The sequence below is a fragment of the Methylobacterium variabile genome (genome assembly GCF_001043975.1).
GTDB lineage: Bacteria > Pseudomonadota > Alphaproteobacteria > Rhizobiales > Beijerinckiaceae > Methylobacterium > Methylobacterium variabile.
This window is the reverse complement of record NZ_LABY01000109.1, coordinates 1-14,151: the sequence shown is the minus strand read 5'-3', so window position 1 is coordinate 14,151 and position 14,151 is coordinate 1. Positions and strand designations below refer to the sequence as shown.

Below are 14,151 nucleotides of genomic sequence, written 5' to 3'. Positions count from 1 at the left end.
CGCCCGCATCCGCCGCTCCTCGCCCTCGCATGGTTCGCCCTTGACGATGTTACTGACCGGTACGTATCATCCTAGCAGGAATCGGGGAGGCTTTGCCAGCATGAGTTCGACCGTGTCGCCGCGGGGCATCGCCCCCCCTGCCCCGATGCCGCCGGCCCGGCGCCCCTTCGGCCAGAACTACGCCTTCGTGGTCGTCGGGGTGATCTTCCTCTGCCTGCTCGCGGCGGCCGGCCTGCGGGCCTCGCCGGGCGTGCTGATCCTGCCGCTGGAGCAGGCCTTCGGCTGGAGCCGCGGCGTCACCTCGTTCGCCGCTGGCCTCGGGATCTTCCTGTACGGGCTCGTCGGCCCGTTCGCGGCGGCCCTGATGCAGAGCTTCGGCATCCGCCGCACGCTCCTCTGCGCGCTGGCCCTGATGTCCGCCTCGACGGCTCTGAGCGCCCTGATGAGCGAGCCCTGGCACCTCATCGCCACCTGGGGCGTGCTCTCGGGTCTCGGCAGCGGCTGCGTCGCCATCGTGCTCGGGGCGACGGTGGTGAACCGCTGGTTCGCGGTGCGCCGCGGCCTGTTCATGGGTCTCCTGACCGCCAGCACCGCCACCGGCACGCTGGTCTTCCTGCCGGGCCTCGCGGCGATCGCGCAGGCGGGCGGCTGGCAGCCGGTCGTGCTCACCGTCGCCTGCGCCATCGCGGCGCTGATCCCCCTCGTCGCCTGGCTCCTGCCGGAGCGCCCGTCCGACATCGGGCTCACTCCCTACGGCGCCGCCCCCGGCACCGTCTCCGAGCCGCCCCGGCGCGCCAATCCGTTTCGGGCGGCGATCGACGGGCTGGTGCGGGCGAGCCGCAAGGGCGACTTCTGGCTCCTGTTCGGCACCTTCTTCATCTGCGGGCTCACCACCAACGGGCTGGTGGGCACCCACCTGATCTCGTTCTGCGCCGACCAGGGCATTCCCGAGGTCCGGGCGGCGGGGCTCCTCGCGCTGATGGGCGTGTTCGACCTCATCGGCACCACCGGCTCGGGCTGGCTCACCGACCGCTACGACCCGCGCAAGCTCCTGTTCGTGTATTACGGCCTGCGCGGCCTGTCGCTGATGGCGCTGCCCTTCACCGACTTCTCGTTCTACAGCCTGTCGATCTTCGCGGTGTTCTACGGCCTCGACTGGATCGCCACGGTGCCGCCGACGGTTCGGCTCGCCAACGAGGCCTTCGGCGAGCGCGACGCGCCGATCGTGTTCGGCTGGGTCGCCGCCGGCCACCAGCTCGGCGCCGCGACCGCCGCCTTCGGGGCGGGCCTGGTGCGGGCGTCCGAGGGCCGCTACCTCGAGGCCTTCCTCGCCGCCGGCCTCACCGCCCTGATGGCGGCGCTGATGTCGCTGATGATCGGCCGGATGCGCCAGACGGCGCCGGTCGCCGCGTGAGGCATCGGTGATTTCATCAATCGTTTCAGGACGATGCTCTTTCCCCTCTCCCGCACGGGAGAGGGGATTTTGCGTCTGATCGGCAGGCGTTCTCGCTCGCGGAAAGCCGAACGGCCATCGGCTGTGGGGGATAGCGTCCGCCTTGCACTGGTCAGGGCGGCCGGTCTACCCCATCTGTTCGGCGGGCCGACTGGGCTCGCGACGTGAAGGCCGTTCCTCTCGAGGTCATCGATGCTCACCGACACTCCCGCGGCCGGCCCAGCCTCCGCCGGCAAAGCCCCTGCGGGCGCCCTGATCAAGGACACCACCACCGCGACCTTCCGCCAGGACGTGATGCAGGAATCCCTGCAGCAGCCGGTACTGGTCGATTTCTGGGCGCCCTGGTGCGGGCCGTGCAAGCAGCTCACCCCGATCATCGAGAAGGCCGTCAAGGACGCCGGCGGCAAGGTGAAGCTCGTCAAGATGAACATCGACGAGCATCCCCAGATCGCCGGCCAACTCGGCATCCAGTCGATCCCGGCGGTGATCGCGTTCCAGCGCGGGCAGCCGGTCGACGGCTTCATGGGCGCCCTGCCCGAGAGCCAGGTGAAGGCCTTCATCGAGCGGCTGGTCGGCCCCCTCGGGCCGACCGCGGTCGAGGATCTGATGGCGGAGGCGCAAGCCGCCGCCGAGGCCGGTGACCCGGATGCCGCCGCCGAGATCTACGCCGCGGTGCTGTCGCAGGAGCCGGGCCATGCCGGCGCCATCGCGGCGCTCGCCCGCCTCCTCCTCGACCGGGACGACGTCGAGGGCGCCCGCCGCTTCCTCGACGCGGCGCCGCCCGAGGCAGCCAAGGACCCGGCCATCGCCGCCGTACGGGCGGCGACCGACCTCGCCGAGCAGGCGGCGTCGCTGGGCGATCTCGCGGGCCTGCAGCAGCGGATCGAGGCCGACCCGGCCGACTACCAGGCCCGCTTCGACCTCGCGCTGGGCTTCAACGCCAAGGGCAAGCAGCAGGAGGCGATCGATCAGCTGATCGAGATCGTCCGCCGCGACCGGTCCTGGAACGACGACGGCGCCCGCAAGCAGCTGCTGCAGCTGTTCGAGGCCTGGGGCCCGATGGACCCGATGACCATCCGCGGCCGGCGCAAGCTGTCGGCGCTGATGTTCGCCTGAGCCATCCCGCAAGTTCATCCCGGCGCGGCATTACGCCGGACAGGTATCCACGCCGGAGGCTGGCGCCCTAGAACGTCAGACATAAGCCCGGGCCCGGACGAGGGGCCCGGGAATCCTTTCGATCCGCGCGGGAGCGACGCCGATGAGCATGAACGTCGCCTACAAGGGCCCGGCCGACTGCCCGGCCGTGATCCCGGTCTTTCCGCTCCCCGGGGCGTTGCTGCTGCCGCGGGGCCAGATGCCGCTCAACATCTTCGAGCCGCGCTACCTCGCGATGGTCGACGACGCCCTGCGCACCGACCGGGTCATCGGCATGATCCAGCCGGACGCCGAGTCCGGCGAGACCCCGCTGTCGCCAAAGCTCTTCCGCGTCGGCTGCGCCGGCCGGGTCACCCAGTTCGCCGAGACCGGCGACGGCCGCTACCTGATCTCGCTCACCGGCATCGCCCGCTTCCGGATCGAGGAGGAGCTCTCCACCACCACCGGCTACCGCCGGTGCAAGGTGACCTTCGCGCCGTTCGAGAGCGACTTCCACGCCCGCGCCGGCGAGGAGGCGGTCGACCGGGCCGGCGTACTGAAGGCCCTGCGCGACTTCGTCGAGGCCAACGACCTCAAGGTTGACTGGGCCGGCATCGAGGAGGCGCCGAACGAGGCCCTCGTCAACGCGCTCTGCATGATGAGCCCGTTCGGCCCGCGCGAGAAGCAGGCGATGCTGGAGGCCCCGGACCTCAAGACCCGGGCAGAGGTGCTGATCGCCGTGACCGAGATGGAGCTGGTCCGGGGATCTGGCAGCGAGCCGACGCTGCAATAGGCCGGGCTTTGGGGTAAGGCCTCGGGGGCAAAGCCCCCGGACCATTCGGAAGGACCGCAAGTGACCGACTCCCCCGTGGAAGCCACCCGCATCGACCCGAAGCTGCTCGAACTCCTGGTGTGCCCCCTGACCAAGGAGCGGCTCGAGTACGATTCCGCCCGCCAGGAGCTGATCAGCCGCTCGGCCAAGCTCGCCTACCCGATCCGCGACGGCATCCCGATCATGCTGCCGGAAGAGGCGCGGCCGCTGGCGGATTGAGGTCGGGCCGCGCATAGGTCGTTTGAGGGCAGGCTAGGCGCATAATGCGTTTCGTTCTGCGACGCACCGGCTCGGCGCCAGACCCGTCAAGCGACGCAACGCCGGGCGGCGAGGCGGAGGTTTCGACCATGGACGACGGGATGACGAGTGATCATCTCGTGGTCGACCGGCGAGATCTCGCCAAGACGAGCGTGATCCAGCTCCCGGCCGATCCCACCGGCGCATTGGCCGCGGGATCGGTCCTGCTGCGGATCAAGCGCTTCGCCTTCACGGCGAACAACGTCACCTACGCGCTCACGGGGGGCTGCTTCGGCTACTGGCGGTTCTTCCCAGCCCCTCCGCCATGGGGACGCATCCCCGTCTGGGATTGGCGACGGTGCTGCGCAGCCGCGCGGCGGGCTTTCGCGAGGGCGAGACCATCTGCGGCTCCTGCCGACATCCGAGGCGGTCGTCCTGAAGCCGGAGACCGTGGAAGGGCCGCGGTTCGTCGATCTCGCGCCGCATCGCCGCGACCTGCCCCGGACGTACAACGATTACGTGTGGATCGATCGGGGTCCGGACTATGACCCGTCAGTGGCCGACCTGCACCTCGTGCTGCGTCCGCTCTTCAGCCTTGCCCTCTTCCTCGCCGCGCATCTCGGGACCGCCGATTTCGAGCCGATGGAGCGGGTCGTGATCGCCAGCAAGACGGCACTCGCGCTCGCCTTCATGCTTCGCCGCGCGCGACCGGGCCTGAACCTGGTGGGTCTCACGCGTGCGGAGCGCGTGGCCGCACTGGAATCTCTGGCATCGTACGACCGGGTCATCGCGTATGAGGACCTGCGAAGCCTCGATGGCGCAGTGCCGACCGTCTTCGTGGACGTCGCGGGCGATCCCGAGATCGTGCGGCGGGTGCACGAGCGCGTCGGCGCGACCCTCCGGGCCAGCATCGCGGTCGGCTTCACCCGCGGCATGGGGGATGGCTCCGGCGGTAGCGAGAACCCGCCCCTCCCCGGACCGGCCCCGGCGCTGTTCTTCACGCCGACCCACATCCTTCGCTTTCGGGAGGAGTGGGGCGCCGGCGTTCTGCGCGACCGGCTGCGCGAGGCGTGGGGCGCCTACCTGACCCATGTCGCGACGATGTAACACGTTCGAGACCGCCCAGGGCTGGGACGGCCTCGAACGGGTCTACCGGGACGTCCTGGGCGGCAGGACCCCTGCCCGTATCGCTCATGTGGTCGCATTCTGACCCGGGATGAGGCTGACGAGCAGGAGAATGGAAGCGGCCTCCGCCTACTTCGTCCCCGGGCCGTAGGGGGGCCGCGGAATCGCCCGGTGGGCCGCCCGCAGCGCCGCCGACCAGCGCTCGCGCAGGTCGTGGAAATAGGGCTCGCCGGCCTCGATCCGGTGCAGCACCTCGGTGTCGCAGGTGTTGCGGCGGATCACCGTGAGGTCGATCGGCAGGCCGACGCCGAGGTTCGAGCGCATGGTCGAGTCCATCGAGACAAGGCCGACCTTCAGGGCGTCGTAGATGTCGGTCCGGTAGGTCACGGCGCGATCGAGGATCGGCTTGCCGTACTTGTGCTCACCGATCTGCAGGAACGGCGCGTCCTGGCTGCAGGCGATGAAGTTGCCGGCGGAGTAGATCATGTAGAGCCGCATCGGCCCGTCGCCGATCTGGCCGCCGAACAGGAACGACACCTCGAAGCGCAGCTGCGCCGCTTCGAATCCGGCGCGCTCGATCGTCCGCACCTTGCGGATCGCGCGGCCGATCAGCTGCGCCGCGCGGAACATCGTCGGCGCGTCGTAGATCGTCTCGGGCTTGCCGGTGTCGGGATCCTCGACGCCCTCGGTCAGCAGCGCCAGCACCGACTGGGTCACCGAGAGGTTGCCGGCGGAGGCGAGCGCCAGCACCCGCTCGCCAGGCTTGGTGAACATGTGGAGCTTGCGATAGGTCGAGATGTCGTCGAGCCCCGCATTCGTGCGGGTGTCGGCGATCATGACGAGACCCTCCTCCACCAGGATCCCGACGCAATAGGTCATCGCTCACCGCCCCCCGGCGATCGTCAGGCGGGCGATCCGACACCGCTCGCAGCGCCACCCTGGCGCAGCCCGTTCCCCGAATCCAGCCGAATCCGCTGCCGCGAGGTGAGGCGGGTCCCGCCTATCGCCGCGGGGCCACAGGGCTCGCCGTCAGCCCTGGGTTTGGATCTGCTGGCCTTGCCTCTGCTGACCCTGGGCTTGCTGGGCCTGCGCCTGCGCGCGGGCGTCGTCGACCCGCACCCGCACGGTCATGGTCTCGGTGCCGCCGCCGGTGCGGCTGCCGCGGACCGGCGCGGCGTCGAGGTAGTCGAGGCCGACCGCCACCCTCAGATGCGCCTCGGTCACGGCGATGCCGTGGGCGGGATCGAACCCGACCCAGCCGAGATCCGGCACCCGGGCCTCGACCCAGGCATGGCCCGCCTCCTGCTCCGGCATGTCCGGCCGCCAGAAATAGCCCGAGACGTAGCGCACCGGGATCTCGAGGTGGCGCGCCGCCGCGATGAAGACGTGGGCGAGGTCCTGGCCGACGCCCTTGCGCAGGGAGAAGGCCTCCGCCGCGGTGGTGCTGGCGCCGGTGGGGCCGGGGGCGTAGTCGACCGCTTGGTGGACGCCGGCGAGCAGGCGGTGCAGCTGGTCGAGCCGGTCGGCGCTGCCCGCGGCCTCATCGGCGAAGGTCCGGATCGCCTCGTCGGCGACGGCGAAGCGCGACTCGCGCAGGTAGAACGGGTCGGGCAGCCACTCGGCGGTGCCGCGCATCACCCCGTGGGTCTCGGCGGTCTCGATCTCCCCGGTGACCCGGATGGTCAGCGCCTCCTCCGGTCCGTCGGCGCTGAAGACGTGGACGATGTTGCCGAAGCCGTCCTCGCGCCGGCTCAGGCGGCCGTCCACGGTCGGCTCGATGCGCCAGGCGCGCACGTGCTGGCCCTCGTGGTCCCGCGGCGTCAGCCGCAGCATCTGGATCAGGCCCCGGGCCGGGCTGTCGTACTGGTAGACCGTCTCGTGGACGACGCGGATGCGCATGGTGTCGCGAAGCTCGCTGTCACGCCGAAGCTGGGCCGTGCGGAGCGGTCATACACCGTCGCGCACGAGGACGAAACCTGACGGGGCCGTTCGGCCCCGCGGGGCGCGCGTCAGCCCAGATACTGCTCGATGATCGCCGCTCCGAGGCGGTTGTTCTCGGCGATGAACTCCTGGATGAACTCGTGCAGGCCGTCGGCGAAGATCTCCTCGACCGACAGGGCGTCGAGCCGCGCCAGCATGCCCCGGGCGAGGCGCTGGCTCGGGCCGCGGCGGCCATAGGCGTCGGCGATCAGGTCGAGGTGGCGCACCAGCATCTCGTAGCAATTGGCCAGCGAGCGCGGCATCTCGCGGTTGAGGATCAGCAGGTCGGCCACGAGCCAGGGCTTGATGCTCTCGCGGTAGACCCAGTGATAGGCGGTGAGCGCCGAGACCTCGCGCAGGATCGTGGTCCACTGGAAGTAGTCGAGGCTGCCGCCGACCCGCTCGGTCTCGGGCAGGAGCACGTGGTACTTCACGTCGAGGATGCGGGCGGTGTTGTCGGCGCGCTCAATCGCGATGCCGAGGCGGGTGAACCAGTAGGCGTCGTTGCGCAGCATGGTGCGGTAGGCCGAGCCATCGAAGGCCAGCGACACGCCCTTCACCCAGTCGAGGAAACGCGCGAACTCCTCCCGGGTCATGTCCCGGCCCTCGAAGCTGCGCAGGTGCAGGAAGGCCTCGTTGATCGCCTCCCACATCTCGCCGGTCAGCGCCGTGCGCACGCTGCGGGCGTTCTCCCGGGCGGTCTGCAGGCAGGAGCGGATCGAGGACGGGTTGTTGGGGCTGAAGGCCAGGAAGTCGCGGACCGTGTGCTCGTTGACGCTGTCGTAGTGCGGCCGGAACAGGTCGATGTTGCCGGCCGAGGCGAGGGCGGATTCCCATTCGTTGGTCTCGCCGCCGCCGTAGCTGGCCGGCAGGGCGGAGAGGCGCAGGGCCGCGTCGAGGATGCGGGCGACGAAGTCGGCGCGCTCGGCGTAGCGCGAGAGCCAGTACAGGTTGTCGGCGGTGCGGGAGAGCATGGCGGCGCTTCGGGGCTCACGCTGTGGCGGTGCGGGCGGTCCGAGCCGAGCGTGCGGGGATCCGCGCGGCCGGGTCCTTGTCACGCCGAGGCCTCGTCTCGGCGCCCGGGACCAACGTCCCGGGCTTCGATCGCGGCGGCGTTCAGCCGTCGAGCACCCAGGTGTCCTTCGTGCCGCCGCCCTGGCTCGAATTGACCACGAGCGACCCCTCCTTGAGGGCGACGCGGGTCAGCCCGCCCGGCACGATCCGGATCTCCTCGGCGCCCGAGAGCACGAACGGCCTGAGGTCGACGTGGCGGGGCGCGACGCCGGAGGCGACGAAGGTCGGGCAGGTCGAGAGGGCGAGCGTCGGCTGGGCGATGAAGCCGTCCGGCGCGTGCCGCAGCTTGCGGCCGAACTCCTCGATCTCGCGCTTGGTGGCGTGGGGGCCCACCAGCATGCCGTAGCCGCCCGACCCGTTGACCTCCTTGACCACGAGGTCGCCGAGATTCGCCAGGACGTAGTTCAGCGCATCCTTCTCGCGGCAGCGCCAGGTCGGCACGTTGTGCAGGACTGGCTCCTCGCCGGTGAAGAAGCGCACGATCTCCGGCATGTAGCTGTAGACCGCCTTGTCGTCGGCGATGCCGGTGCCGACGGCGTTGGCGAGCGTGACGCTGCCGCTCTGGTAGGCGCTCATCAGCCCCGGCACGCCGAGCACCGAATCCGGCCGGAACACCAGCGGGTCGAGGAAGTCGTCGTCGATGCGCCGGTAGATCACGTCGACCCGCCGCGGCCCCTCGGTGGTCCGCATGTAGACCACGTCGTCCTTGGTGAAGAGGTCGGAGGCCTCCACCAGCTCGACGCCGAGCTTGTCGGCCAGGAACGAGTGCTCGTAGAAGGCCGAGTTGAAGCGGCCGGGGGTGAGCAGCACCACCGTCGGGTCGCGGGCGGCGCTCATCGGCGCCAGGCTGCGCAGGGTCGCGAGCAGCGCGTCCGGATAGGCCTCCACCGGCGAGACCCGGTGCTTGGAAAACAGTTCGGGGAAGAGCCGCAGCATCACCTCGCGGTTCTCCAGCATGTAGGAGACCCCGGACGGCGTGCGGGCATTGTCCTCCAGCACGAAGAACTGGTCCTCGCCGGTACGCACGATGTCGATGCCGGCGATGTGGACGTACTTGCCGTGCGGCACCTCGAAGTCCCGCATCTCGAGCCGGTAATGCGGGTTGCGGTAGACGAGGTCGCCCGGGATGATCCCGGCCTTGATGCACTCCTGCGGGCCGTAGATGTCGGCCAGGAACAGGTTGAGCGCGGTGACGCGCTGCTTGAGGCCGCGCTCCAGGAAGCCCCATTCGGGCTTGGTCAGCACCCGCGGGATGATGTCGAAGGGGATGAGGCGCTCGGTCGACTCGTTGTCGCCGTAGACCGCAAAGGTAATGCCGATCCGGCGGAAGAACAGCTCGGCCTGGCTGCGCCGGGTGTCGAATTGCTCCGGCGGGGTCGTGTCGAGCCAGGTCTTGAGCGCCGCGTACGCCTCGCGCACCGCGGCCGGGCTCTGTCCGCTCTCCTGGACTCCGTTCATCTCGTCGAACGCGCTGAGCGGCATGGGCGTCTCTCTGTTTGCCCAGAGGCTAGACGCAAGACGGGGGCCAAGGCAAAGGAAATGCGTCCTCTGTCGACCGGCGCCCCCCGACTTCGCACAGCCTGCGGGACGAGGTTGCGGGGACGGACCTCGCGCAGGGCAAATTTGCTCAAATTTTCAGCAAGTCGGGAGCAGGCCGCGCCGCGGAATGGCGCGAGCTTTCCCGGGCGAATCGATCGCGACGGTTCCGCAGGAGAGCCGGGGATGTCGCGGCCGGACGACCTGCCTGGAGCCCTCTGGCGGGCCGGGACAGCAGCGTCAGCCGGGCCGCTCGACTGCCGCGAGCCTCAGATCAGCTTCAGGCCGCGGAAGCTGGCATGGCCGTCGCGGCCGACGATGATGTGATCGTGGACCACGATGCCGAGCGGGCCGGCCACCGCGACGATGTCCCGGGTCATCTTGATGTCGGCCTGGGACGGGGTCGGATCGCCGGAAGGGTGATTGTGGACGAGGATCAGGGCGGTGGCCGAGAGCTCGAGGGCCCGGCGCACCACCTCGCGGGGATAGACCGGGGTGTGGTCGACGGTGCCGCGGCCCTGCACCTCGTCGGCGATCAGGCGGTTGCGCTTGTCGAGGAAGAGGGGTGTGTCACTATCTAAGCCCCTCCTCCCATAGGAGTTTATGCGCTACAAAGGCTTAGCGGTCCTCTGACCGTGTAACAAAGCCGTGTCACACATGCGCCTCAGGACCGTTCGCCCGTCCCGCCGCTCTGACGCCAGCACGCATCAGTTCGTCCAGCGCATCCCCGCGGACGTGAAGGCGCTAGCGGTGGGCCGAACAGTGACGGTGCCTCTCGGACCGGAGACCCTGCTGCTGCGTATCAAGGCTGGGCAGGCAGCCGTCCGCTTCTCCCTGCGGACCTCCGACATGAGCGAGGGCAAGCGTCGCCAGGCAATCGCAGCGGCAGCCCTCGAAGCCTTCTGGGCAGCCTTGCGCAACGACCGGCCTACCAGGCTGACGAATCGCCAGGTGGTGGCTTTGGCCGGCGACGTCTACCGGGCGTGGGCCGAGGGGGAAGGGCGGGAGCGGGTCACCGCAGTCCAACTCACGGCATCCGGCGCCTGGGTGCCAGTTACCGAGACTGCGGAGGAGGAAGCAGCGGGCTTTGGAGCTGCCTTGCGCCGGCTCATTGAGAAGACAGACGCGGGCGACCTAGAGCCGACCCTAGGGCCCATCGTGTCGCGGCTGTTGACTGCCCGAGGCATCGCATCCGTAGACCCCGATACGTGGGAAGCCCTGCTGGAGGCGTTCGCGCTGGCCCTTCAGGACGCCTTCGCGGCCCGTCAACGCAACGCTGAAGGTGACTTCCGACCCGACCCTCAGGCAGAGCGCTTCCCGCGATGGGAGGAGCCGAAGGCCGTCCAAGCGGCGGTAAGCCTCCTTGGCCTAGTGGATGGCTGGTGGGCGGAGCGCAAGGCAGTTGGCGGGTCAGAAGCCACCCACGCCCGCGTTCGGATCGTCATGACCATCCTCGGCGGGTTCCTGGAGCACGACGACGCCACGCGAGTGACTACCGCCGACATCGTCCGCTTCAAGGATCACCGCCTGAAGACCGCCAAGCCGCAGACGGTGAAGGCGAGCGACCTACCGGCGCTGAGAGGTGTCTTCGGGTGGGCGGCGGAGAACGGTCATCTTCCCACCAACCCGGCCAAGGGGGTCACACTCCGCCTCGGTAAGACCCAGCGGGTTCGGCCCAAGGGTTTCACCGATGAGGAGGCCGCCGCGATCCTTCAGGCTGCCCGAGCGGTCATTGTGACGAAGCGGATAGGAGCTGACACCGCCGCCATTCGCCGATGGATACCCTGGCTCTCTGCTTATACCGGCGCCCGGGTAGGCGAGCTGACGCAGCTTCGCAAGCAGGACCTCTGGCGCGAGGGGGAGCACTGGGTCCTCCGCATCACGCCCGAAGCCGGCACGGTGAAAAACAAGGAGGCTCGCGACGTACCCCTTCACCCTGCGCTCCTGGAGGAGGGCTTCGTGGGCTTCGTGCAAGCGGCGAAGGCGGGCCCCCTCTTCTACCGCCCGAAGGAAGGGGTATCGTTCCTTAAGGCCCAGCAGACCCTCCGGAACCAGGTCTCCGGCTTCGTCCGTGAGACCGTCTCGGACCCCCGCGTGTTGCCCACCCACGGCTGGCGTCATCGATTCAAGACCGTGGGCATTAGCGCGGGCATCGGCGACCGGGTGCTTGATGCCATTCAAGGCCACGCGCCGCGGACGGCCGGGGATGGGTACGGCGAGGTGACCGTGCGGGCGATGGTGGATGCCATGGCGAAATTCCCGAGGGTTGACGTCAGGTAGTGCGCCGGGTGGCCGGGCTCGGGGTAACCCGCGAGGGGTCACCCACCTGAGGGGATACCCTCTTGCGGGCGTGTCAGAGTTTCCCCCGTACCCCGGCTCATCGATTTCTGCCGCTGGGACTTAGAGCGGGACTGCGGGCAGTCGTCCTGGACTGGCCGAGTGCTCAGCCCTTGTTCCCGCCCTCTGACACATTGGCGTCCGTCGCATCCTTGATTCCTCGCTCGATCCGAGCAGTGAGGACAAAAAGAAATTGGCCTAATGCCTCCGCGAACTCGACCGACTGTCTTGCCTCCGTGGAAGAAACGTGTGGCCGATCTGCATCTGCGTGGCGAGGCCTATTAGATCCGAGTCGCACTTCGTGTGCCCATTGTCCCATTCCCTTCGTGAGCACATTGTTTTGCACGGCTTTCTCAATTCGAGCGTATACCGAACCATCAACGTATCCGAGTTCCTTCAACATTGCATCGACAGAGCTGCCCGCCATCACTGCGGCGGCATCTGGAGCATGAAGGGTGTCGTAAGCCTGCTGGAGGAATCGACGCGCAATCGGCGGTATATCTATGGCAGCAGCTTTTGAAGGGGGATAGAATTCATCGATTGCTATTTTATGTTCATGATTTATCACAACATTATGCCCGCGAGCAACAATAATTGATCCGCATGTAGTGCACCTATAGCCCGCCCAAATCTCTGGCTCGGCACCATCTGTTCGATCTGTCCGCTTTGGCTGCCACTCTATCGGCATAGTAGGATTTGCGATTTGGCAGTGCGGGCAGCGATTGACGCTGAGACTTTGCCTAATAAAATCCACGACACATATTCCCTGCGATAAGACTGCTGGAGAGTGCGGCGTCCGCCTTATTGTGCAATGGCGCCCTCCCGGGATCGCTGTGCATGACTTGGGATCAATCGTCGCACGAAGCCCCCGCATCGCCTCACATGGGTCACCCACCTGAGGCCTCACCCTCGTGCGGGCGGATCAGGGTTTCCCCCCGTACCCCGGCCCGGCCATTCCCTCCGCAGCGAACGCGAGGCCCCTCGGGGTGCCTCCCGAGAGCCAGCCGCCGAGCCCACGCCGCGCCGCCCTGAGGCCTGCCCTCCCGCGCCAGGAGCAGCACTGCCGCCCCGCACCTCGGGCCACCACGAGGCCAGCCGCCTGCCCTGCATCGAGCTGTCCCCGCGCCGCGTCATCGAGACCCGCCACCGAAGCACCGAGCTACCCACCGACCCCGCCATCGGATGTTTTTGTCATCACACATCATCGACCGTCGATGGGTATTGACACGAGGGGCGACCCGAATCAGCCTAAGGGGACCGCCGCCGAGGGCCGCCGCCGTGACCACCTACGTCGCCTACTGCCGAGTGAGCACCGACAAGCAGGGCCGCTCCGGGCTCGGCCTCGAAGCCCAGCAAGCCGCCATCCAGGCCCACCTCAGACCCACCGACGTGCTGCTCCAGCCGCCCTACGTCGAGGTCGAGAGCGGCAGGCGGACCGACCGGCCGCAGCTCCAGGCCGCCATCGAGCGGTGCAGGAAGACCGGCGCCACGCTCCTCATCGCCAAACTAGACCGCCTCGCCCGCAACGTGGCCTTCGTGTCGAGCCTGAAAGACAGCGGGGTTGAGTTCCGGGCGTGCGACTTCCCGGACGCCAACCGGCTGATGGTCCACATCCTGGTGGCCTTCGCAGAGCACGAGGCGGAGCTGATCTCCCAGCGGACTAAGGCGGCCCTGGCAGCGGCCAAGGCGAGGGGGAAGAAGCTCGGAGGCGACCGGGGCTATCGGCCTGAGGCCCCGCCCACGGCTGAGGATGTGGCCAAGGCGACCGCGGTGAGGAAGCGCAAGGCCGACCATAAGGCCTTCGCCGTGCTGCCCGTGCTGGAGCGGTTGCAGGGGGATGGCGTGGTGGGCCTCAGCGAGCTGGCCCGGCGCCTCAATGAGATGGGCCACCCGACGCCACGGGGGAATGGGTCTTGGACCGCCACGGCCGTGAAGCGAGCCCTGGCGCGGGTGGCGGTGTGACGCAGGGGCATGACTAACCGCGAGAGGTACGAGGGGAGAAGAGGCAGCACCCCGTCCCACTACACCTCAAAAGGCCAAAAATATCACATGGCATTTGGACTGTTTCACGCTATGATGCCGTTGAGGCACCCCGTGTTAGAGCGTGCAGCCACCCCGCCGATACCCAATGCCACGCTACAAGTTCAGCTTGAAGTTAGGTCCTAAGACCGTTGACGGAGGCTCGGGGATTGAGCTTGCAGACAATTGTGCCGCCCTTGCCCATGCTTGGCTTATAGGTCGCGCACTTCTCAGCCTCCCCGAGCGTGGCGGTGATTGGGCCGAGGGTGTGCTAGTTATCGAGGGTGATGGCGACGAGGCCAGCTTTGTCCTGTTATTATCGGATGTCGCTGAGCGAAGGCGGCACACTTCAATCAATTGAGCTGCGCGTTAGGTCGCCACTAGACAGCAGAACGCCCGCCGAGAGGGTTAGGACCTTGGCGGG

12 protein-coding genes and 2 pseudogenes are annotated in these 14,151 nt (G+C 68.4%); 8 read left to right on the top strand and 6 right to left on the bottom strand.

Annotated features, from left to right (window positions below; translation table 11 throughout):
- Positions 1-100 precede the first annotated feature (100 nt).
- From VQ02_RS16470 to VQ02_RS34775, 6 genes and pseudogenes are all read left to right on the top strand, one after another.
- Positions 101-1,414 carry an MFS transporter gene (locus tag VQ02_RS16470; RefSeq protein WP_083469265.1) on the top strand — a complete coding sequence of 438 codons (1,314 nt, stop codon included), beginning with the start codon at positions 101-103 and terminating at the stop codon, positions 1,412-1,414.
- Between the two features lie 231 nt (positions 1,415-1,645).
- Positions 1,646-2,569 carry a thioredoxin gene (gene trxA / locus VQ02_RS16465; protein WP_048445285.1) on the top strand — a complete coding sequence of 308 codons (924 nt, stop codon included), beginning with the start codon at positions 1,646-1,648 and terminating at the stop codon, positions 2,567-2,569.
- A 142-nt stretch (positions 2,570-2,711) separates the two neighbouring features.
- Positions 2,712-3,380, top strand: a complete 669-nt coding sequence (locus tag VQ02_RS16460; protein WP_048445284.1) for an LON peptidase substrate-binding domain-containing protein — start codon at positions 2,712-2,714, stop codon at positions 3,378-3,380.
- Positions 3,381-3,440: 60 nt separating this feature from the next.
- Positions 3,441-3,638 (top strand): Trm112 family protein, encoded by a 198-nt coding sequence (locus VQ02_RS16455; RefSeq protein ID WP_048445283.1) that lies wholly within the window; start codon positions 3,441-3,443, stop codon positions 3,636-3,638.
- 44 nt (positions 3,639-3,682) lie between these two features.
- A pseudogene (locus tag VQ02_RS40050) lies at positions 3,683-3,991 on the top strand (DUF2855 family protein); the annotation flags it as partial.
- 13 nt (positions 3,992-4,004) lie between these two features.
- Positions 4,005-4,763 (top strand): DUF2855 family protein, encoded by a 759-nt coding sequence (locus VQ02_RS34775; protein ID WP_083469263.1) that lies wholly within the window; start codon positions 4,005-4,007, stop codon positions 4,761-4,763.
- A gap of 147 nt (positions 4,764-4,910) precedes the next feature.
- Here the strand turns inward: VQ02_RS34775 and VQ02_RS16445 are convergent, their stop codons facing one another.
- The 5 genes and pseudogenes from VQ02_RS16445 to VQ02_RS16425 form a co-directional block, all read right to left on the bottom strand.
- Positions 4,911-5,660, bottom strand: coding sequence for a proteasome-type protease (locus VQ02_RS16445; protein WP_048445282.1), 750 nt, complete (start codon positions 5,658-5,660; stop codon positions 4,911-4,913).
- A gap of 150 nt (positions 5,661-5,810) precedes the next feature.
- Positions 5,811-6,680, bottom strand: coding sequence for a transglutaminase family protein (locus VQ02_RS16440; RefSeq protein ID WP_048445281.1), 870 nt, complete (start codon positions 6,678-6,680; stop codon positions 5,811-5,813).
- 110 nt (positions 6,681-6,790) lie between these two features.
- Positions 6,791-7,735 carry an alpha-E domain-containing protein gene (locus VQ02_RS16435; RefSeq protein WP_048445280.1) on the bottom strand — a complete coding sequence of 315 codons (945 nt, stop codon included), beginning with the start codon at positions 7,733-7,735 and terminating at the stop codon, positions 6,791-6,793.
- A gap of 142 nt (positions 7,736-7,877) precedes the next feature.
- A complete protein-coding gene (locus tag VQ02_RS16430; protein ID WP_048445279.1) occupies positions 7,878-9,317 on the bottom strand; it encodes a circularly permuted type 2 ATP-grasp protein in 1,440 nt (479 codons plus the stop codon).
- A 323-nt stretch (positions 9,318-9,640) separates the two neighbouring features.
- A pseudogene (locus VQ02_RS16425) lies at positions 9,641-9,934 on the bottom strand (JAB domain-containing protein); the annotation flags it as partial.
- Between the two features lie 94 nt (positions 9,935-10,028).
- On the opposite strand from VQ02_RS16425, the gene VQ02_RS16420 reads away from it, so the two are divergent.
- Complete coding sequence (locus tag VQ02_RS16420; RefSeq protein WP_048445278.1) at positions 10,029-11,651, top strand: DUF6538 domain-containing protein; 1,623 nt, start codon at positions 10,029-10,031, stop codon at positions 11,649-11,651.
- A gap of 163 nt (positions 11,652-11,814) precedes the next feature.
- Here VQ02_RS16420 and VQ02_RS40045 read toward each other — a convergent pair whose 3' ends face one another.
- A complete protein-coding gene (locus VQ02_RS40045; RefSeq protein ID WP_425339906.1) occupies positions 11,815-12,396 on the bottom strand; it encodes a DUF4145 domain-containing protein in 582 nt (193 codons plus the stop codon).
- Between the two features lie 590 nt (positions 12,397-12,986).
- Between VQ02_RS40045 and VQ02_RS16415 the strand changes: the two genes are divergently transcribed.
- Positions 12,987-13,670, top strand: a complete 684-nt coding sequence (locus VQ02_RS16415; protein ID WP_053080406.1) for a recombinase family protein — start codon at positions 12,987-12,989, stop codon at positions 13,668-13,670.
- The last annotated feature ends 481 nt before the right edge of the window (positions 13,671-14,151 follow it).

Coding starts and splice junctions, on each gene's coding strand:
- VQ02_RS16440 (WP_048445281.1), bottom strand. CDS start 6,680: ATGCGCATCCGCGTCGTCCACGAGACGGTCTACCAGTACGACAGCCCG.
- trxA (WP_048445285.1), top strand. CDS start 1,646: ATGCTCACCGACACTCCCGCGGCCGGCCCAGCCTCCGCCGGCAAAGCC.
- VQ02_RS16445 (WP_048445282.1), bottom strand. CDS start 5,660: ATGACCTATTGCGTCGGGATCCTGGTGGAGGAGGGTCTCGTCATGATC.
- VQ02_RS16420 (WP_048445278.1), top strand. CDS start 10,029: ATGCGCCTCAGGACCGTTCGCCCGTCCCGCCGCTCTGACGCCAGCACG.
- VQ02_RS16460 (WP_048445284.1), top strand. CDS start 2,712: ATGAGCATGAACGTCGCCTACAAGGGCCCGGCCGACTGCCCGGCCGTG.
- VQ02_RS40045 (WP_425339906.1), bottom strand. CDS start 12,396: ATGCCGATAGAGTGGCAGCCAAAGCGGACAGATCGAACAGATGGTGCC.
- VQ02_RS16430 (WP_048445279.1), bottom strand. CDS start 9,317: ATGCCGCTCAGCGCGTTCGACGAGATGAACGGAGTCCAGGAGAGCGGA.
- VQ02_RS16470 (WP_083469265.1), top strand. CDS start 101: ATGAGTTCGACCGTGTCGCCGCGGGGCATCGCCCCCCCTGCCCCGATG.
- VQ02_RS16435 (WP_048445280.1), bottom strand. CDS start 7,735: ATGCTCTCCCGCACCGCCGACAACCTGTACTGGCTCTCGCGCTACGCC.